This is a genomic window from Paraburkholderia sp. CI2 (assembly GCF_014201055.1).
In the GTDB taxonomy this organism is placed as follows: Bacteria; Pseudomonadota; Gammaproteobacteria; order Burkholderiales; family Burkholderiaceae; genus Paraburkholderia; species Paraburkholderia tuberum.
On the sequence record NZ_JACHDL010000002.1, the window covers coordinates 40,256 to 59,509 of the forward strand.

A 19,254-nucleotide genomic window follows, 5' to 3' on the forward strand; every position below is an offset into this window, starting at 1 on the left:
GACAAAACGGCTGCAAAGCGGCACGGCATGGCGAGGCGCCTGCCGACAAAACGTCATTGCTTCTGCTGCTGCGTCTGCTGCATGCGCGCCGTGAGCCCTTCGACGACGTCCGGCTCCTTGTAGGTCTTGGCGAAATCGAGCGCGGTCATGCCGATCTGGTTTTTCACCGACAGGTCCGCGCCGTTGTCGAGCAGCAGCTTGACGGTAGAAACGTGGCCGCCGCGCGCGGCCATCATCAGCGGCGTGGTGCCGTTCGGCGAGCCCGCGTCGACGTAGGCCGAGTGGTCGAGCAGCACCTTGACGATGTCGTCGTGGCCGTTCGCGGCCGCGTAGTGCAGCGGCGCCCAGCCCTTCTTGTTGACCTCGGCGTCCTTCGCGATCAGCAGATTCACGAGGTTCAGGTCGCCGACCAGCGACGCCATCATCAGCGCGTTTTCGCCAGCCTTGTCCTGAATCTCGATATCGGTCTTTGGATTCGCAAGCAACGCGGCCGCGACCTTGTCGGATTTCTCGCGCGCGGCGATCACGAGCAGCGGGATGCCCTGATTGTCGACGCTGTTCGGGTCCATGCCCTTCGCGAGCAGCTTGTTGACGCCGTCGACGTCGTCGAACTTGACCGACTTGATCAGCGAGTCGATGGGCGCCGCATGCGCGGGCACCGCGACGAGCACCGCGCACGCGAGCGCGGCGGCGCACGCGAGACGGCGCGCCGGCGCGAGAGCCCGGGCGGCCGACCCGGCGGACAGCGGTTGGAAATCAGCGGACGACGTCGAAATGTTTTTCATATGGTACTTTAGGAAATCTTCCTATCCCTTTGATGTTACGCGGCTTTTTGGCTCAGATTCCGGCCGGCGCGGCGAGTCCGAACAGTCTGAAAAAGTTTTGCGTGGTGGCGGCGGCCAGCGCCTCGTCCGGCATCTCGCGTTGCTGCGCGATGAAGCGTCCGACATAACTGACGTACGCAGGTTCATTCGGTTTGCCGCGATACGGCACCGGCGCCAGGTACGGCGAGTCGGTTTCGATCAGCAGACGGTCGAGCGGCACGCGGCGCGCGACGTCCTGCACATCGGCCGCGCTCTTGAACGTGACGATGCCCGACAGCGAAATGTAAAAATTCTGCGCGAGCGCCTGCTCGGCGATGGCCCACGGTTCGGTGAAGCAATGCATGACGCCGCCCGGCACGCCGGCGCGCTCCTCGGCCATGATGCGCAACGTGTCTTCCGACGACGAGCGGGTGTGGATGATCAGCGGCTTGCTGGTCGCGTGCGCGGCGCGGATGTGTGTGCGAAAGCGCTCGCGCTGCCACTCCATGTCGGCGATCGAGCGGCCTTCGAGGCGGTAGTAATCGAGCCCGGTTTCGCCGATCGCGACGACCTTCGGGTGCCCGGCCAGTTCGACCAGCTCGGCTACGCTCGGCTCGCGCATGTGCTCGTGATCGGGATGCACGCCGACCGACGCGTACACGTTGTCATAGCGGCTGGCGATGTCCAGCACCGACGGCAGCGTTTCAAGATCCACCGACACGCACAACGCGTGCGAGACCGAATGGCTGCGCATGTTTTCGAGCACTTGCGGCAGACGGTCCGCGAGTCCTTCGAAGTTGATGTGGCAGTGTGAATCGACAAACATGGTCAGGTCCTGCGAAAAATGGGCTTGCGCTCAGTTGGCGTGCGAGTTGGCGTGCGCAAGACGCTTGCCAAGAATCACCAGATCGCGCTCGACGCCGTCCAGCACCGCGACGCGCGGTAGCGTGCCCCATGCATCGAAGCCGAAGCCGCGGAACAGCCGCACGCTCGCTTCATTGTGACCGAACACGAAGCCGAGCACCGTATCGATGCCAAGACCCGGTGCCGCGTCGAGCGACGCCGCCAGCAGTTGCTTGCCGAGTCCCTGGCCGCGCGCGCTTTCGTCGAGATAGATGCTGACTTCGGCGGTGCGCTGATAAGCCGGCCGGCCATAAAAATCGGAAAAGCTGAGCCACGCGATCACGCGGCCCGTCTGCTTCGGATCTTCGACCACCCACAGCGGCCGCTTCTGCGGGCTGTGCGCATGAAACCACCCATGCCGGCTCTCGACGCTGACCGGCTCGAGGTCCGCGGTGACCTGGCGCGACGGGATCGTCGAATTGTAGATGGCGACGATCGCGGGCAGATCGTCGAGCGTGGCGTCGCGGTAGGAAAGGCTCATGGCGGTTGGCTTGAATGAAAAAAAGACGCAAGGCTGTCCGGCTGCGGGCTCACGCAAACAGCGCGCGATAGCCGATGAACAGTTCCTCGAACACGAGCCGCGCGTTCAACGGATGGTTCTCGACCGCGCGCTGGCGCGTGACGGTGCGCAGAAAACGCGCGAATGCATTGGCGTCGGCCTGGGTGGCGCAGCGGGTGAGCGCGGCTGACGCCTGCGGGAAATAGCGCGGCGCGCCGGCGGTGCGCTGCGCGAGCAGATCGTACATCCAGCGCTGCAGCCAGCCGAGCACGAGCGGCACAGGGAGCTTCTGCAGCGCCTCGCCGCACGCGAATGCGTCGCACCCGGCGCCGGCCGCGAGCTGCTTGAGCGTCCAGTCGCGCAGCGGACGGTTTTCGTCGCTGGCGAGCGCGAGCGCGGCGAGCGGCGCGCCACCCGCTTCGGCGAGCAGCGCGCGGGCGTCGTCGACGCCTTGCGCGGCCAGCCACTGCGCGGCGGTGTCCGGCGCGGGCACGCTCATCGGCCACTGACGGCAGCGGCTAATGATGGTCGGCAGCAAACGGTCGAGGCGCGCCGACACCATCAGGAACACGACGCCCGCGGGCGGCTCTTCCAGCGTCTTCAGCAACGCGTTGGCGGCCGCGACGTTGAGCGCCTCGGCCGGATACAGCACGACGACGCGCGCGCCGCCGCGATGCGAACCGATGCCGACGAAGTCGAGCAGACCGCGGATCTGTTCGATCTTGATTTCCTTGCTCGGCGTGCGGGTCTTCTTGCCTTCGTCGCCATCGGCTTTTTCGGCCTTGTCGTCGGCGCCGTTCGCGGCGTTCGCGAGGCCGGCTTCGGCGGCGAGTGCCTCCGGCACGACGATGCGGTAGTCGGGATGATTGCCCTGCGCGAACCAGTTGCAGGCCACGCACGCGCCGCACGGCTCGCCGTTCGGTTGCGGCGCCTCGCACAGCAGACCCTGCGCGAGGTGCTGCGCGAAACGCAGCTTGCCGATGCCCGCTTGGCCGTGCAGCAACAATGCGTGCGGCCAGTGGCCGTGCAGCTGCTGCAGGCGATTCCAGTCATCGGCTTGCCACGGATAGATCATCGTTTGTCTTTTTGAATCAATCGGTTGTAGGCGCTACTTCAGATGTCGAGTGAACTTCGCACGAGATTATAAGAAGTGGTTATATCTATTTTGAATCAGAGGGTTGCAATCAACTCCTCAAGCTGCCTCTGAATCTGAACGATGCTCTGCGAAGAGTCGATGATAGCGAATCGGTATGGCGCTTCTTCGGCGCGGCGCACGTATTCGGCGCGCGTGCGCTCGAAAAACGCCGCCGACTCGCTCTCGAAACGATCCGGATTGCGCGCCGCGCTGCGCCGCTCGTTGGCGACGGCGGGCGGCAAATCGAACAGCACGGTCAAATCCGGCTGGAAACCGCCCTGCACCCAGCGCTCGAGCGTCTCCAGCTTGTCGCGCGGCAAGCCGCGGCCGCCGCCCTGGTAGGCGAAAGTGGCATCGGTAAAACGGTCGGACAGCACCCAATCGCCGCGCGCGAGCGCCGGTTCGATCACCTCGGCCAGATGCTGACGGCGCAGCGCGAACATCAGCAGCGCCTCGGTTTCGAGATCCATCTTCTGATGCAGCACGATATCGCGGATCTGCTCACCGAGCGGCGTGCCGCCCGGCTCGCGCGTCATCACGACCGAGCGGCCGCTCGGCGCGAGCTTCGCCTCGAGCCGTTCGCGGAACCAGCCCAGATGGGTGGTCTTGCCCGCGCCGTCGATGCCTTCAAACGTAATGAATTTGCCGCGCGCCATCATTGCCCTCGAATGTATTTGTCCACGGCCTTGTTGTGTTCGCCGAGGGTGTCAGAAAAGATGCTGCTGCCGTCGCCGCGCGACACGAAGTACAGCGCGTTGCTTTGCGCCGGGTTCATCGCCGCCTGCAGCGACGCGACGCTCGGCAGCGAGATCGGCGTCGGCGGTAGGCCCATCCGCGTGTAGGTATTGTATGGAGTGTCGGTCTGCAGGTCTTTCTTCCTGATGTGGCCGGCGTAGCTGTCGCCCATTCCGTAGATCACGGTCGGGTCGGTCTGTAGCGGCATGCCGGCGCGCAGACGGTTGGCGAACACCGCGGCGACGAGCGCCCGGTCGGACGCCTTGCCGGTTTCCTTTTCGACGATCGACGCCATCGTCAGCGCGTCGTACGGGGACTTGTACGGCAGGTTCGGCGCGCGCGAGAGCCACGCCTCGTCGAGACGCACGCGCATCAGACGGTAAGCGCGGCGATAGATGTCGAGGTCGCTCGTGCCCTTGTCGAACAGGTAGGTATCCGGGAAAAACAGCCCTTCGCCGTTGCCGATCGACGCCTCGGGCGCGCCGATTGCGCTCATCAGATCGGCGTCGCTCATGCCGAGCGTGTCGTGCTTCAGCGCGGGATTGGCATCGAGTTCAGCGCGCATATGTTTGAAGGTCCAGCCTTCGATGACCGTCGCCACATATTCGTTGACGTCGCCGCGGGCGATTTTCTGCAGCACCTCGTAGGGCGTGATGCCGCTCTTGAACTCGTAATTGCCGGACTTCAGCTCGCTTTGCAGCCCGAGCAACCGCGTCATCGCGATGAACAGCTCGGGCTCGACCGGCACGCCGCCGCGATTGAGCTGCAGCGCGACGCTGCGCAGGCTGCTGTGCGGCTTGACGGTGACGTCGAGTTGCGCCGGGGTCAATTCGAGCGGGCGGGTGGCCCAGTAGTATCCAGCGGCGATGGCCGCCGCAGCCAGCACAACGACGAGCGCGCCGGCGACGAAACATTTCTTCAGAAGGGACACGACAGGAAAGAATTAGCGTTTAGATGGCAACGAACTGATTTTTAACGGGAAAGTCTTGCGTCGGTCAACATTGAGACTGTGCCGTTTTGCAGCCCTTTCGGCCTTTTGCGACCTGTATTGTATAGATGCGGGCACCAGATGGTCACGGCCGGAAAAAACAATATGAAATCCGCTGGCGTCGGTCTGATGCTACTCGAGTCGTACGCTGTCACAACATAGGTCAGAGTTTCAAAGGTTCGACAATTCCCGACCAAACGCCTTTTCGGCTCCTGCCGCTTTTGGCCGTTGTTGACAGTTTCAAACGACGGTTCAGGGGCGACCTGCACGCCGCCGCGAAAGACCCGAGCACGTCGGGTGCCCGCCCATCTTGCGCCGGACCCTCTGGCAGAACACGCCAACATGGTCACAATATGGGCACAGCCGGAGGGTGATAACGTGCAATCCCCTGCTGCGCAAGGCTCTCGGAAAGCCTTCATTCGCCAGGGACTTGCGAAACGCGACAGGGCTGGACTGAATATAATGACTGTTTGCCTTAGCCAAAGTCAGAATTGACTGTTCCCGGAATCCATGAACACACCGCTCGTGAACGCCTCAGGTAACGCTTCCGGTCTCACTCCCGCCGCGGCGGCGCCCGCCACCCTGCCCATCCTGCCGCGCCCGTCGGCCGAAGAATTCGCCGCCGTGCTCGAGCATGGCGCGTACATGCCGCTACCGCAGTTCGGCGTGATCGACACGACCGGCGACGACGCGGCGAGCTTCCTGCACGCCCAGTTGACCAACGACGTCCAGCATCTCGACGCCGCGAACGCGCGCCTCTCCGGCTACTGCTCGGCCAAGGGCCGGCTGCTCGCGTCGTTCCTCAGCTGGCGCAGCGGCGATACGATCCGCCTGCTGGTATCGAAAGACGTGCAGGCCGCGGTGCAAAAGCGGTTGTCGATGTTCGTGCTGCGCGCAAAGGCCAAGCTCGCCGACGCGAGCGGCGAGATCGCGGTGGTCGGCCTCGCGGGCGACGTGCGCGGCGCGCTGTCCGGCGTGTTCGACGCGCTGCCCGACGGTGTGCACGTGCAGGTCGACGGCACAGCGGGCACGCTGATCCGCGTGCCCGATGCGTTGGAGCGGCTGCGCTATCTGTGGATCGGCCCCAAAGCTCAGATCGAAGCGCTGCTGCCGTCGCTCGACGGCAGGCTAAAGCGCGTGTCGCCGGCCGTGTGGGACTGGCTCGACATCCGCGCGGGCGAGCCGCGCATCACGCAGCCGGTCGTCGAGCAGTTCGTGCCGCAAATGGTCAACTTCGACGTGCTCGGCGCGGTCAATTTCCGCAAGGGCTGCTATCCGGGTCAGGAAGTGGTCGCGCGCAGCCAGTATCGCGGCACGATCAAGCGGCGCACGTCACTCGCCAACGTCGCCGGCGAGCTGGACACGGTGCGGCCCGGCACCGAGCTGTTCCACTCGGACGATCCGGCCCAGCCGTGCGGGATGATCGTCAACGCGGCATCGGCGCAAGGCGGCGGCGTCGATCTGCTGGTCGAGATCAAGCTCACGGCGCTCGACAGCGGCAGCGTACATGTCGGCGCGGCCGGCGGCCCCGCGCTGCGCTTCCTGGCGCTGCCCTACGGGCTGCCGGCCGAAGTCTGATCGTTGGAGAGGGTAAAAAGCGGCGCAATCGAGCGCCGTTTTTTATTGACTGCTTTATTCTCGTCTGTTTTTTGCCGCTTTCGTTTGCCGCCTGCGTCGCTGCATCAGGCGGCCGCCCCATGCTCTGAACGGGAGATGCTCCCCGATGTGCCTGATCGTTTTCGACTGGCGACCTGATGCGCTCGATGGTCCGCTGTTCACGCTCGCCGCGAATCGCGACGAGTTCTTCCGCCGCACCGCCGAGCCGATCGGCTGGTGGCGCGACGCGCCGGAGGTGCTGGGGGGCCGCGACCTCGTGGGCGGCGGCACGTGGCTCGGGTTGTCGCGCGACGGCCGCTTCGCCGCGCTGACCAATTACCGCGCGCCGGGCGAAATGCGCGCCGATGCGCCGACCCGCGGCACGCTCGTCAGCGACTGGCTCACGAGCGCCGCGCGCGACGCCGACGGCAATCCGCACGAGACGCCGCTCGCGTATCTGCGGCACGTCGCGCAATCCGGCGACATCTACAACGGCTTCAATCTGCTGGTCGGCGACTGGACGCGTCGCGAGCTCGCGTGGTACTGCAATCGCGGCGCCGTCGACGCAAACAGCGGTCCCGCGCTGCTCGCGCCGGGCACGCACGGCATCTCGAACGCGGTGCTCGATACCGCGTGGCCGAAGCTGGTCAAAAAGCGCGGCGAGCTCGGCACGCTGCTCGCGCGCGATCCGATGCCGCCGCTCGAACGCCTGATCGATCTGATGCGCGATCCGCGGCTCGCGCGCGACGACGAATTGCCGTCGACCGGTATTCCGCTCGAACGCGAACGCGTGCTGTCGGCGGCGTTCATCGAATCGCCTGACTATGGCACGCGCAGCACCACCGCGCTGCGCGTCGCCGCCTATGGCGACGTGATCGGCGTCGCGGTCGCCGAGCGCAGCGACGACAACGGCTCGCACCGGATCGTGCGGCCCGGCGATTTCGAGCGCAGCTTCGCGTTCAATGTCGAGCGCGACCGGATGAGCGTGGCGTGATCGTTTGAGCACCGCCTGGCCGGCGCATTCGCCGCCGGCCGCTCATCGCTTCGCGATCACCGCCCTCACCCGATGCCGAATGCCGCGCGCAACGCCGCCGCGGCGTCCGCATGCGCCTGCGCGACTTCGGGCACGAAGCCGCCCATCTTGAAGAACTCGTGGATCATGCCGGCGTAGCGTTTGAGCGTGACCGGATTGCCGAGCGCACGGAGTTTCTCCGCATAGGCATCGCCCTCGTCGCTGAGCGGATCGTATTCGGCGGTCGCGATCCACGCGGGCGCAACGCCGCGAAAATCCGGCGCACCGCGCTCGCCGTCGAGCGGCGCGAAACGCCAGTCGTCGCGATCGCCGCTATCTCGCACGTAGTGCTCGAAGAACCACTGGATCGTGTCGCCCGACAGCAGGAAGCCGTCGGCAAGGCGCGAGTGCGAGTCGGTCTGCTGATGGCCGGTCGTGCCCGGATAAATCAGCAATTGCAGCGCGAGCGCGAGGCCGGCGTCGCGCGCGAGCACCGCGCAAACCGTCGCGAGCGTGCCGCCCGCGCTATCGCCGCCCACCGCGAGCCGCGTGCCGTCGATGCCGAATTCGGCCGCGTGCGCGTGCAGCCAGCTGAGGGCGTCGAAGGCATCGTCGACAGCGGTCGGAAACTTGTGCTCGGGCGCGAGCCGGTAATCGACCGACAGCACCGCGCACTGGCCGTCGCGCGCGAACATCCGGCACAGCGCATCGTGCGTATCGACGCTGCCGACCGTGAAGCCGCCGCCGTGGTAGTACACGAACGCCGGCAGCGGCTCGGCCCAGCCCGGCTCGACCGGGAAGTAGAAGCGCGCGCGGATCGTCGCGCCGTCGCGCGTCGGCACGCGCAGATCTTCGACGGAGAACATCGGCGCGCTCGCGATCTCGAGGATCGGCGCGCTTTTCTCGTACGACGCGCGCGCCGCTTGCGCGCTCATCTGGTGGTACTGCGGGCGTTTGGCCCGCGCGATCATGTCGAGCACCTGCTCGATCGTGGGATTCAGCGGCATGGTTTCGGCAACGCGGTGCGCGTCGCACATCGGGCGGCGCGCAGTGCGCCAAGGGTTGACAAAAGCAGGCGCACCGGCCGCGCAGCCGGCCGCTACTGCGCGCTCTTCACCTCGGGCTTCAGCGACATCGGATCGGATGGCTCGCGCAACTGCTCGATATCCTCGTGACGCAGCTTCACGGTCGCCATGATGCCCGGATGCGTGATGATATAGAAACGCCGCGCGGCGATCGCCTCGAACGCGATGTCGGCGACATCGTCGGCGGTGAGCTTGCCCGACTGCACCGCGCGCTGCAACTGCTTGCCGGCCGCGATCTGCGAGCGCGTCGGCCGGTCCGCGTTGCGCAACTCGTCGGGACGCGCGCGCTCGGCCTCCGCGATGCCGGTCGGCACGAAGGCGGGACACAGCAGCGAACAGCCGACCTCGCCGCCCGTGCCGGCCTGCGCGAGCTTCAGGTCGTGATACAGCGTCTCGGTCAGCGCCACCACCGCATGCTTCGACGCGTTGTAGATGCCCATTGCCGGCGGCGCCAGCAGCCCCGCCACCGACGCCGTATTGACGATATGCGCGGGCTCCTTCTGCGCGAGCATGATCGGCGCGAACGCGCGCACGCCGTGCGCGACACCCATCACGTTGACGCCGAACACCCACGACCAGTCGTTCGCCGAGCTTTCCCACAGGAAGCCGCTGGTGCCGACGCCCGCGTTGTTGAACAGCACGTGGACCTTGCCGAACGCGGCGAGCGCCGCCTGCGCGAGCGCCTCGACCTGCGCGGCGTTCGACACGTCGGTCGGCACGCCGATCGCCTCGGCGCCGGTTTCGCGCAAGGCATCGACGGTTTGCGCGAGCTGGTCCGCGTTGACGTCCGCGAGTACGAGCTTCATGCCGAGCGCCGCGCCCTTGTGCGCGAACGCGCGGCCAAAGCCGCTGCCCGCGCCGGTGATCACCGCCACCTTGCCCGCGAATTCGAACATTCTGTGACTCCCTGGTTGAGCGGCGGCTTGCCGTTGCATGATCACGTCGCGCTCAGATCAGCTTGACCAGTTGCTTGCCGAAGTTACGGCCCTTCAGCAAGCCGATGAATGCCTCGGGCGCGGCTTCGAGCCCTTGCGCGATCGTCTCGCGATAGTGCAGCTTCTTTTGCGCGACGAGCGAGCCGAGCTGCTTGAGCGCCTCGGGCCACACGTCCATGTGTTCGCTGACGATGAAGCCCTGCACGAGCAGCCGCTGCGTCAGCATCAGCGACGGATGCTTGAGCGGCAGCGGCTGGCCGGCATAGCCCGCGATGAAGCCGCACAACGCGATGCGCCCGAACGCGTTCATGCGCGCGAGCGTCGCGTCGAGCCCGTCGCCGCCGACATTCTCGAAGCAGCCGTCGACACCGTCGGGCGTGACGGCCTCCAGGTCCTGGTACAGGTTACCGGCCTTGTAGTCGACGCACGCGTCGAAGCCGAGCGTCTCGACCACATAGCGGCACTTGTCCGCGCCGCCCGCGATGCCGACCGCGCGCGCGCCCGCCGCCTTCGCGAGCTGACCGACCACGCTGCCCACCGCGCCGCTCGCCGCGCTGACGACCACCGTCTCGCCGGCCTTCGGCGCGATGATGCGGTTCAGCCCGTACCATGCGGTGACGCCCGGCATGCCGACCGGCCCGAGATACGCCGGCAGCGGCACATGCGTGTCGTCGACCTTCTGCATGCCCGTGCCATTCGAGGTGCCGTACTCCTGCCAGCCGAACATCGCGACGACCTTGTCGCCGACCGCGAACTTCGGATTCCTCGTCTCGACGACCTCGCCGACCGTGCCGCCGATCATCACTTCGTTCAGCGGCTGCGGCGCCGCGTATGACTTGCTGTCGTTCATGCGTCCGCGCATATACGGATCGAGCGACAGGTAGTGGTTGCGCACCCGTACTTCGCCCTCGGCGAGCGGCGTGAGCGGCGTTTCGACGAGCTTGAAGTTATCGGGCGTGGCTTCGCCTTGGGGGCGCGAAACCAGCAGCAATTGGCGATTGATCTGGGCCATGCGGTCGTCTCCTTGGGTTATGGGGTGCTCAGTCGCTCGGACCGGGCTTCGCCGCCGGGTCGCTGCGCAGACGCTGCCGCGTGACGTCGCGGCCCACCGCGAGGCGGCGCATGTATTTGAAGGTGCCGAGCGCTTTCGCGACGAAGTGGCCTTCGCTGTCGCGGATCTCGCCTTCGCAATAGGCCATCGTCGTCGAGCGATGCAGCACGCGGCCGGTCGCGCGCAACTCGCCGCGTCCCGGCTGCATGAAGTTGACCTTCATCTCGACGGTGACGACGCCGACGCCGTCGCCGGCGAGACTGCGCGCGGCCATCGCGAGCGCGACGTCGGCGAGCGTCATCGTGACGCCGCCATGCGCGACGTCCCACGTGTTCATATGATCGCGTTGCAACGGCAGCACGACTTCGCTGACGCCGTCGGCGGCCGACAACAACTGTGCGCCGAGACGGTCGATGAAGGGGCTTTCGGGCAACGATGCATGGCCCGTTCTGGATGAGGTCGATGGATCGGTCATGGCTCAGATATCTGATTTCGTAGCCGACGGCGCGTGTCGAGCCTACGGCGGGAAATGATACCCGCTATCGCGTTGGCGCATGAGCTGCCATCCGTGTCGCGAGGCGCCCCAGTCTGCGCACCGCTTCGTCGGTCAGATCCAGATCCGCACTCGGACAGCTGAGCCGAATGAAGTGATCGAAACGCCCGGCGTTCGAAAATACCGTGCCCGGCATGATGCGAATACCGTCATGCAACGCGGCGTCGAATAAAGCCGACGAAGATACGTGACGCGGCAATTCGATCCAGAAAAACATCCCGCCGCGCGGCGGCGTGAACCGCGTGCCGTCGGGAAACGATGCCGCCACCGCCGCGGCCATCCGCTCGCGCCGCAGCTGCAAGCTCTCGCGCAAACGCCGCAAATGGCGCTCGTACGCGCTCGTCTCCAGGAACCCGGCGAGCACGACTTGCGACAACTGCTCGTTGTGGCGCGACTGCGCGAACTTCAGCATGCCGATGCGCGGATGCCACCGGCCACCGTTGATCCAGCCGACGCGCATGCCAGGCGCCAGCGTCTTGTTGAACGATGTGCAATGGATCACGGTGCCATCGGTGTCCCACGCCTTCAGCGAGCGGGGCGGCGGCGCGGCATCGACGAGCTCGCGGTAGGGATCGTCCTCGATCAGCGCGATGCCGGCGTGCGCGCACAGTTCGACGAGGCTCGCCTTGTGCGCGTCGGGCATCACGCTGCCGAGCGGGTTTTGCAGATTCGGCACCACCACGACCGCCTTGATGTCGGGATGCGTGTGTAGCGCGAACGCCAGCGCCTCGATCGCGAGGCCGGTGCTCGGGCTGGTCGGAATTTCGAGCGCGCGCAGACCGAGACTTTCGAGCGCCTGCAGCAAACCGAAGAAGCACGGCGATTCGACCGCGACCGTGTCGCCCGGCTGCGTCACCGCGCGCAACGCGAGGTTCATCGCTTCGACGCCGCCGTGCGTCATGATGATGTCGTCCGCGCCGATCTGGATGCCGGCCTCGAGCGCGCGCCGGGCGATGATCGCGCGCAACGCCGGATCACCCTGATCGGGCCCGACGGCGGTCAGCAAGGTGGGCCGCCGGCGCAACGCGCGCACCGCGGCCTTTTGCAACGCATCGGTCGGATAGAGATCGGGCGACGCGGTCGCGCCGCCGAGATTCAGCGCGTGCGGATAGCGCTGAAATTTCGACACGAGCGCCGAAATCTCCGAGTGAATGCCGACGAACTGCGCGGCGGCGCCGGGCTGCATCGCGAGATCGGGCTCGGCGGCGCAGGGCAACGCAGCCGTCGGCGGCACGCGCACGAAATAGCCGGCGCGCGGCCGCGCGTCGATCAGCGCGGCGCGTTCCAGTTCGCGATAGCTCTCGGTCGCCGTCGCGAGGCTCACGCCGTGGCGCTGCATGAACGCGCGCATCGACGGCATGCGGTCGCCCGGGCGTAGCGCGCCGTTGCCGATCGCGCGGCGGTATTGGTCGGCCAGTTGCCGGTAAAGCGGCTGGCGCTCGGCTGGCCGGTCCGTCGAGGGACCTTGCGGTGTGAAGAGGGGTTCGCTCATGAACCGATGGTGCGGATAGTCCGCGCGCCGCGACAGATACACATCGACGTGATTCGGACCGATACAGCGTGACGAAACGCACCACTGTACCGGTTCAGATTGTCGACAGCTGCGGCTGTTTTCATCCGGACGGATTCCCTAAGCTGTGTGACACGAAGACGGTTTAAAGGAATCGGTCATGCCTGTGCGTCCATACCACGATCGCTTGTTACCCGGTGCAGAAATGGATTGCACCGCGGCGTCGCATCTTGCCGCCGGTCAGATGGCCCTGCACGACTTGCGCGCGCGCAGTTCGATCATCGCGGTCGAAGCTGCATTGCAACTCGTCTTCCGCGATCATTCGCTGGCCTGGCTCGGCAACGACGCCCCGCTCTCGTCGCTCACGTTGCACGAAGGCGAGCGGTTTATGACCTCGCAACGTGGCGTCGTGTCGATCCGCGCGACGCAAGCCAATCGCGCTGCGTTCATCGTGCTGCCTGCACACGCTGAACACAGCGCGCGCGGTTTCGTTCTGCAAGCCGCTCGGCGTCTCGCTTGCGTCGTGCGCACACGGTGGCGGCGCGCCGCCTGAAACGTCGCTGCGCGCGCCACGTGGCCCGTTACAATGCATGACCAACCCGCTTCGTTCGAGGTGCAGGTCATGTCATTCTTTCGCGCGCTGCTGCCGGGCCGCGTCTCACGGGTGTGGCGCCTGTTCGCCGCCGTCGTCGCTGTCACGCTGACACTCGCTGGCTGCGCGGGCCTGTTCGGCGCCGACCCGTTGCGCGTCAATGTGGCGGGCATCGAGCCGATCGCTGGCCAGGGCATGGAGATGCGCTTCAACGTCAAGCTGCGCGTGCAGAATCCCAACGACTCCGCGGTCAGCTTCAACGGCGTGTCGCTCGATCTGGAACTGAACGGCAAGCCGTTCGCCAGCGGCGTCAGCGACCAGAGCGGCACCGTGCCGCGCTTCGGTGAAACCGTCGTCACCGTGCCGCTGACCGTGCCGGCTTTCGCCGCGGTTCGTCAAGCCTTTGCGCTAGCCGGCGCCGCGCAGTCGGGACAGGTTCCGTACGTTCTGCGCGGCAAGCTCGCGGGTGGCGTGACCGGTACGACGCGATTCACCGATCAGGGGACGCTGAGCCTGCCGTCGTCGGACACGGGCTGGTAATGACGCCGGCCCACGCCCGCTCAAACCACTTCGAACAAACCCGCCGCGCCCTGCCCGCCGCCGATGCACATCGTCACGACGACGAACTTCACGCCGCGCCGCTTGCCTTCGATCAGCGCATGGCCGACGAGCCGCGCTCCCGACACGCCGTACGGATGGCCCACCGCGATCGCGCCGCCGTTCACGTTCAGGCGGTCGTGCGCAATGCCGAGCTGGTCGGCGCAATAGAGCACCTGCACCGCGAACGCTTCGTTCAGCTCCCACAGGCCGATGTCCTCGACCTTGAGGCCGGCTTTCTTCAACAGCTTCGGCACCGCGAACACCGGCCCGATGCCCATTTCGTCGGGCTCGCAGCCGGCCACTGCGAAACCGCGGAAGATGCCGAGCGGTTGCAGCCCTTCGCGTTCGGCCAGCGTCGCGTTCATCACGACGCAAGCGGATGCGCCGTCCGAGAACTGGCTCGCATTGCCCGCGGTGATCACGCCGCCCGGCTGCGCGATGCGGATCTTCGACACGCCTTCGAGCGTCGTGTCGGCGCGGATGCCTTCGTCGCTGCTGACGGTCACTTCCTTCGTGTAGAGACGGCCGCTCGCCTTGTCGGCGACACCGGCGAGCACCGTCAACGGCACGATTTCGTCCTTGAATTTACCGGCTTCGAGCGCGGCCGCCGCGCGTTGCTGCGAGCGCACGCCGTATTCGTCCTGGCGTTCCTTCGAGATCGAGTAGCGCTTCGCGACGTTCTCGGCGGTCTGCAGCATCGACCAGTAGATTTCCGGCTTGTGCTCGGTGAGCCAGCCGTCGGTCATCATGTGGCGGTTCATCTCGTTCTGCACGCACGAGATCGACTCGACGCCACCCGCGACGTACACCTCGCCCTCGCCGGCGATCACGCGTTGCGACGCAAGCGCGATCGTCTGCAATCCCGACGAGCAGAAACGGTTCACGGTCATGCCCGGCACGCTGACCGGCAAGCCCGCGCGCAATGCGATCTGCCGCGCGATATTGCCGCCCGTCGCGCCTTCCGGATTCGCGCAACCCATGATCACGTCCTCGACGCGCGCCGGATCGAGCTTCGCGCGCTCGACCGCGGCCTGCGTCACGTGGCCGCCGAGCGTCGCGCCGTGCGTCATGTTGAAACCGCCGCGCCACGATTTGGCGAGACCCGTGCGGGCGGTGGATACGATTACGGCGTCAGTCATGCATGTCTCCAATTGCAGTGTCAAAAGTGGCGCGCCGGCTCACTGCCGTGCGTTCATAAGCGCATCACCGCGCCGCCTCTGTCGTTTGACGCGAGCGATGCGGAGCGAACCCGCACCGCTCAATTCGTGGGCTGAAGCCAGCCGCGCTCAGCCGTTGAACCCGCGACCTTCGGCCGCGAGCTTCGCGATGCTCGGCGCGAGCTTCCACGCGTCGCCGTTCGGCCGCGCCGCATAGCGGCGAATCGCGCGCTCGACGTTATAGAGCCCCACCGTGTCCGCGTACAGCATCGGGCCGCCGCGATGCAACGGGAAGCCGTAGCCGGTCAGATAGACCATGTCGATATCCGACGCCTTCGACGCGATGCCTTCCTCGAGAATCTTCGCGCCTTCGTTGACGAGCGCGAACACCAGACGCTCGACGATTTCCTCGTCGCTGATCCTGCGGCGCTCAGAGTGGGTTTCCTTCGAGTACTCGCCGATCATTTCGTTGACCACGCCCGAAGGGTATGCGGTGCGATCGCCCGCCTTGTAGTCGTACCAGCCGCCGCCGGTCTTCTGGCCGAAGCGGCCCATCTCGCACAGACGGTCGGCGATCTTCGAGTAGTGCATGTCGGGGTGTTCGAGATAGCGGCGCTTGCGGATCGCCCAGCCGATGTCGTTGCCGGCGAGGTCGCTCATGCGGAACGGCCCCATCGCGAAGCCGAACTTCTCGATGGCCTTGTCTACCTGCGCTGGCAGCGCGCCCTCTTCGAGCATGAAGAGCGCCTGACGAACGTATTGCTCGATCATCCGGTTGCCGATAAAGCCGTCGCACACGCCCGACACCACCGCGGTCTTCCTGATCTTCTTCGCGAGCTTCATCACGGTGGCGAGCACGTCCTTCGCGGTCTCCTTGCCACGCACGACTTCGAGCAGCTTCATCACGTTGGCCGGGCTGAAGAAGTGCATGCCGACCACATCCTGCGGACGTTTCGTGAACGCGGCGATCTTGTCGACGTCGAGCGTCGACGTGTTCGACGCGAGGATCGCACCGGGCTTCGCGACTTCATCGAGCCGGCGGAACACCTGCTCCTTCACGCCCAGCTCTTCGAACACGGCTTCGACGATCATGTCGGCGTGCTTCAGGTCGTCGTAGGAGAGCGTCGAGCTCAGCAGCGCGAGGCGCTGTTCCATCACCTCGGGCTTCAGCTTGCCTTTCCTGACGGTCGCCTCGTAGTTCTTGCGGATCGTCGCGAGACCGCGGTCGAGCGCTTCCTGCTTCGTTTCCAGCAGCGTGACCGGAATGCCCGCGTTCAGGAAGTTCATCGCGATGCCGCCGCCCATCGTGCCGGCGCCGATCACGGCCACCCGCTCGATGTCGCGCACCGAAGTATCTGCCGGCACGTCGGGAATCTTGCTCGCCGCCCGCTCACCGAAGAACGCGTGACGCAGCGCGCGGCTCTCCGGCGTCTGCACGAGCGCGATGAAGCATTCGCGCTCGAATGCGAGGCCCTTGTCGAAGCCGTCCTTCACACCGGCTTCGACCGCGTCGATGCATTTATGCGGCGCCGGGAAGTTCTTCGCGAGTGCCGCGACGCTATTGCGCGCGAACTGGATGAAACCGGCCGCATTCGGATGTTCGATCTTGCGCTCGCGCACCTTCGGATGCGGGCCGGCCTCGGCGCCGACCTTGCGCGCGAACGCGAGCGCGGCTTCGGCCAGTTCGGCGGGATTCGCGACGACTTCGTCGAACAGCCCCGAATCGGCGAGCTTTTCCGAGAGTACCGGCGCGCCCGACACGATCATGTTCAGCGACGCTTCCAGACCGATGGCGCGCGGCAGACGCTGCGTGCCGCCCGCGCCCGGCAGGATGCCGAGCTTCACTTCGGGCAGCGCGATCTGCGCGCCGGCCGCGGCGACGCGGTAATGCGCGCCGAGGGCAAGTTCGAGGCCGCCGCCCATCGCGACGCTGTGGATCGCCGCGACGACCGGTTTCGCGCTGCCTTCGACGGCCTTGATGACGGTCGCGAGCGTCGGCTCCTGGGTCGCCTTCGGCGTATTGAATTCGGTGATGTCGGCGCCGCCCGAAAAGGCCTTGCCCGCGCCCGTCAGCACGATGGCCTCGATGGCCGGATCGTTCTGCGCGCGCTCGAGCCCTTCGACGATACCCGCGCGCGTCGACAGACCGAGCCCATTGACGGGCGGATTGTTCAGCGTGAGAACGGCCACGCCGTCATGAGTTGTGTAGTCCACTGCCATCTGCGTGCCTCCGTGCGATCCATGCATTGAGGCGGCGCATGATGCGCCGCCCGTCCGGTTCATCGAGCCTGCTTATGGTCAGACTTTTTCAAGCGATGGTTCCGGGGTCAGCAGGCACGATACACCAAAAAAGAACGAACGTTCAATTTATTCCGGAATGGGGTTTCCCCTGGGACTCGGGGGTCAGCGGACAGCTGCGGCCGTCTTCGAGCGCGGACGGCAGCACGTGGTCGCGGAACAGATCGCGCAGCTTCAGCTTCTGCAGCTTGCCGGTCGCCGTGTGCGGCAGGTCGTCGACGAACACGACGTCGTCGGGGATCCACCACTTCGCGACCTTGCCGTCGTAGTGCGCGAGCAGTTCGTCGCGGGTGACGTCTTGCCCCGCGCGTTTGACGACGACGAGCAACGGGCGCTCGGTCCACTTCGGATGCGCGCACGCGATGCACGCGGCTTCCGCGACCGCCGGATGCGCGAGCGCGACGTTCTCGACGTCGATCGAGCTGATCCATTCGCCGCCCGACTTGATCACGTCCTTCGAGCGATCGGTGATGTGCAGGAAGCTGTCGGGGTCGATCGTCGCGACGTCGCCGGTCGGGAACCAGCCGTCGATGAGCGGCGAGTCTTCCTTGCGGAAATACCGGTCGATGACCCACGGCCCGCGCACGTGCAGATCGCCGAACGCGACGCCGTCCCAAGGCAGCTCGCGGCCATCCTCGCCGACGATCTTCATGTCGACGCCGTAGATCGCATGACCCTGCTTTTCGAGCAGTTTGCGCTGATCGGCGAGCGGCCGCTGGCTCTGCTCCCAGGTCAGCTTCGACAAGGTACCGAGCGGCGACATCTCCGTCATGCCCCATGCATGGATCACCTGCACGCCGTAGTCGTCCTCGAGTATCCGCAGCATCGCGGGCGGACAGGCGGAACCGCCGATCACCGTGCGCTCGAGCGACGAAAACCTCGCGCCCGTTTCGCGCAGGTGGTTCAGCAGACCGAGCCACACGGTCGGCACGCCGGCCGAGAACGTGACGCGTTCGCTCTCCATCAGTTCGTACAGCGACTTGCCGTCGAGATCCTTGCCGGGGAACACGAGCTTCGCGCCGGTCAGCGGCCCCGCGTGCGCGAGGCCCCATGCGTTGACATGGAACATCGGCACGATGGGCAGCACCGAGTCGCGCGCCGACAGGTTCATTGCGTCGGGCAACGCCGCGCCGAACGCGTGCAGCACCGTCGAGCGATGGCTATACAGCGCGCCTTTCGGATTGCCGGTCGTGCCCGACGTATAGCAGAGATACGACGCCTGGCGCTCGTCGAGCGCGGGCCAGTCGAAGCGGCCGTCCTGCCCGTCCATCAGCGTTTCGTAGCACAGCACCGACGTTTGCATCGGCGGCCGATGCGCTTCATCGCATAGTGCGATCCAGCCGCGCACGCGCGGGCATTGCGGCGCGAGCGTGTCGACCAGCGCGGCGAACGTCGTGTCGAACAACACGTACGCGTCGTCGGCATGATTGACGATGTAGGCGATCTGGTCGGGGAAAAGCCGCGGGTTGATCGTGTGACACACGGCGCCGAACCCGGTGGTGCCGTAATACGCTTCGAGATGCCGGTAGCCGTTCCACGCGAGCGTCGCGACGCGTTCGCCCGGTTCGACACCGAGCGCGATGAGCGCCTGCGCGAGCTGCTTTGCGCGCTGCTCGCAATCGCGATAGGTGTAGCGATGCAGGTCGCCTTCGATGCGCCGCGACACGATCCCGGTGCTGCCGAAATGCCGCGCGGCATGCGCGAGCAACGATGACACGGTGAGCGGCACGTCCATCATCTGGCCCAGCAGCGGCGTCGTCATAAGGCGGGGTCTCCTCGGCTTGTTAGTGGGTCGATGGGTT

At 66.1% G+C, this 19,254-nt stretch carries 18 protein-coding genes; 4 read left to right on the top strand and 14 right to left on the bottom strand.

The genetic code is table 11. The features are described 5' to 3' along the window. Positions 1-53: 53 nt before the first annotated feature. From HDG32_RS03950 to mltG, 6 genes are all read right to left on the bottom strand, one after another. Complete coding sequence (locus HDG32_RS03950; RefSeq protein WP_184063517.1) at positions 54-785, bottom strand: ankyrin repeat domain-containing protein; 732 nt, start codon at positions 783-785, stop codon at positions 54-56. A 52-nt stretch (positions 786-837) separates the two neighbouring features. After that, positions 838-1,629 (bottom strand): TatD family hydrolase, encoded by a 792-nt coding sequence (locus tag HDG32_RS03955; protein WP_184063520.1) that lies wholly within the window; start codon positions 1,627-1,629, stop codon positions 838-840. A gap of 30 nt (positions 1,630-1,659) precedes the next feature. Continuing rightward, on the bottom strand, positions 1,660-2,187 hold the full coding sequence (locus HDG32_RS03960) for a GNAT family N-acetyltransferase (RefSeq protein WP_184063523.1): 528 nt from the start codon (positions 2,185-2,187) through the stop codon (positions 1,660-1,662). A gap of 49 nt (positions 2,188-2,236) precedes the next feature. Then, complete coding sequence (locus HDG32_RS03965) at positions 2,237-3,280, bottom strand: DNA polymerase III subunit delta' (RefSeq protein ID WP_090804783.1); 1,044 nt, start codon at positions 3,278-3,280, stop codon at positions 2,237-2,239. Positions 3,281-3,375: 95 nt separating this feature from the next. Beyond that, positions 3,376-3,996, bottom strand: coding sequence for a dTMP kinase (gene tmk / locus HDG32_RS03970; RefSeq protein ID WP_184063526.1), 621 nt, complete (start codon positions 3,994-3,996; stop codon positions 3,376-3,378). Beyond that, entirely contained in the window at positions 3,996-5,006 is a 1,011-nt protein-coding gene (mltG, locus tag HDG32_RS03975) for an endolytic transglycosylase MltG (protein WP_184063529.1), read from the bottom strand. The genes tmk and mltG overlap by 1 nt, the downstream gene beginning before the upstream one ends. Positions 5,007-5,573: 567 nt before the next feature. On the opposite strand from mltG, the gene HDG32_RS03980 reads away from it, so the two are divergent. Further along, positions 5,574-6,641 carry a folate-binding protein YgfZ gene (locus HDG32_RS03980; RefSeq protein WP_184063532.1) on the top strand — a complete coding sequence of 356 codons (1,068 nt, stop codon included), beginning with the start codon at positions 5,574-5,576 and terminating at the stop codon, positions 6,639-6,641. 145 nt (positions 6,642-6,786) lie between these two features. Further along, positions 6,787-7,653, top strand: a complete 867-nt coding sequence (locus HDG32_RS03985) for an NRDE family protein (RefSeq protein ID WP_184033520.1) — start codon at positions 6,787-6,789, stop codon at positions 7,651-7,653. A gap of 65 nt (positions 7,654-7,718) precedes the next feature. On the opposite strand, the gene HDG32_RS03990 is transcribed toward HDG32_RS03985, so the two are convergent. The 5 genes from HDG32_RS03990 to HDG32_RS04010 form a co-directional block, all read right to left on the bottom strand. After that, on the bottom strand, positions 7,719-8,678 hold the full coding sequence (locus HDG32_RS03990; RefSeq protein ID WP_184063535.1) for an alpha/beta hydrolase: 960 nt from the start codon (positions 8,676-8,678) through the stop codon (positions 7,719-7,721). A gap of 92 nt (positions 8,679-8,770) precedes the next feature. Beyond that, a complete protein-coding gene (locus HDG32_RS03995; RefSeq protein WP_184063538.1) occupies positions 8,771-9,652 on the bottom strand; it encodes an SDR family oxidoreductase in 882 nt (293 codons plus the stop codon). Positions 9,653-9,704: 52 nt separating this feature from the next. After that, the gene (locus tag HDG32_RS04000; RefSeq protein ID WP_184063541.1) at positions 9,705-10,703 is read right to left on the bottom strand and encodes an NADP-dependent oxidoreductase; all 999 of its coding nucleotides are present in this window, start codon (positions 10,701-10,703) and stop codon (positions 9,705-9,707) included. A gap of 28 nt (positions 10,704-10,731) precedes the next feature. After that, entirely contained in the window at positions 10,732-11,217 is a 486-nt protein-coding gene (locus HDG32_RS04005; protein ID WP_026225390.1) for a PaaI family thioesterase, read from the bottom strand. 64 nt (positions 11,218-11,281) lie between these two features. Beyond that, a complete protein-coding gene (locus HDG32_RS04010; RefSeq protein ID WP_184063545.1) occupies positions 11,282-12,787 on the bottom strand; it encodes a PLP-dependent aminotransferase family protein in 1,506 nt (501 codons plus the stop codon). A 178-nt stretch (positions 12,788-12,965) separates the two neighbouring features. On the opposite strand from HDG32_RS04010, the gene HDG32_RS04015 reads away from it, so the two are divergent. After that, entirely contained in the window at positions 12,966-13,358 is a 393-nt protein-coding gene (locus HDG32_RS04015) for a hypothetical protein (protein WP_184063548.1), read from the top strand. A gap of 69 nt (positions 13,359-13,427) precedes the next feature. Beyond that, the gene (locus HDG32_RS04020) at positions 13,428-13,937 is read left to right on the top strand and encodes an LEA type 2 family protein (RefSeq protein WP_184063551.1); all 510 of its coding nucleotides are present in this window, start codon (positions 13,428-13,430) and stop codon (positions 13,935-13,937) included. Between the two features lie 20 nt (positions 13,938-13,957). Here the strand turns inward: HDG32_RS04020 and HDG32_RS04025 are convergent, their stop codons facing one another. The 3 genes from HDG32_RS04025 to HDG32_RS04035 form a co-directional block, all read right to left on the bottom strand. Beyond that, positions 13,958-15,136 (bottom strand): acetyl-CoA C-acyltransferase, encoded by a 1,179-nt coding sequence (locus tag HDG32_RS04025; RefSeq protein ID WP_184063555.1) that lies wholly within the window; start codon positions 15,134-15,136, stop codon positions 13,958-13,960. A gap of 147 nt (positions 15,137-15,283) precedes the next feature. Further along, on the bottom strand, positions 15,284-17,374 hold the full coding sequence (locus HDG32_RS04030) for a 3-hydroxyacyl-CoA dehydrogenase NAD-binding domain-containing protein (protein WP_184063557.1): 2,091 nt from the start codon (positions 17,372-17,374) through the stop codon (positions 15,284-15,286). Positions 17,375-17,516: 142 nt separating this feature from the next. Beyond that, entirely contained in the window at positions 17,517-19,214 is a 1,698-nt protein-coding gene (locus HDG32_RS04035) for a 3-(methylthio)propionyl-CoA ligase (RefSeq protein ID WP_184063561.1), read from the bottom strand. Positions 19,215-19,254 lie beyond the last annotated feature (40 nt).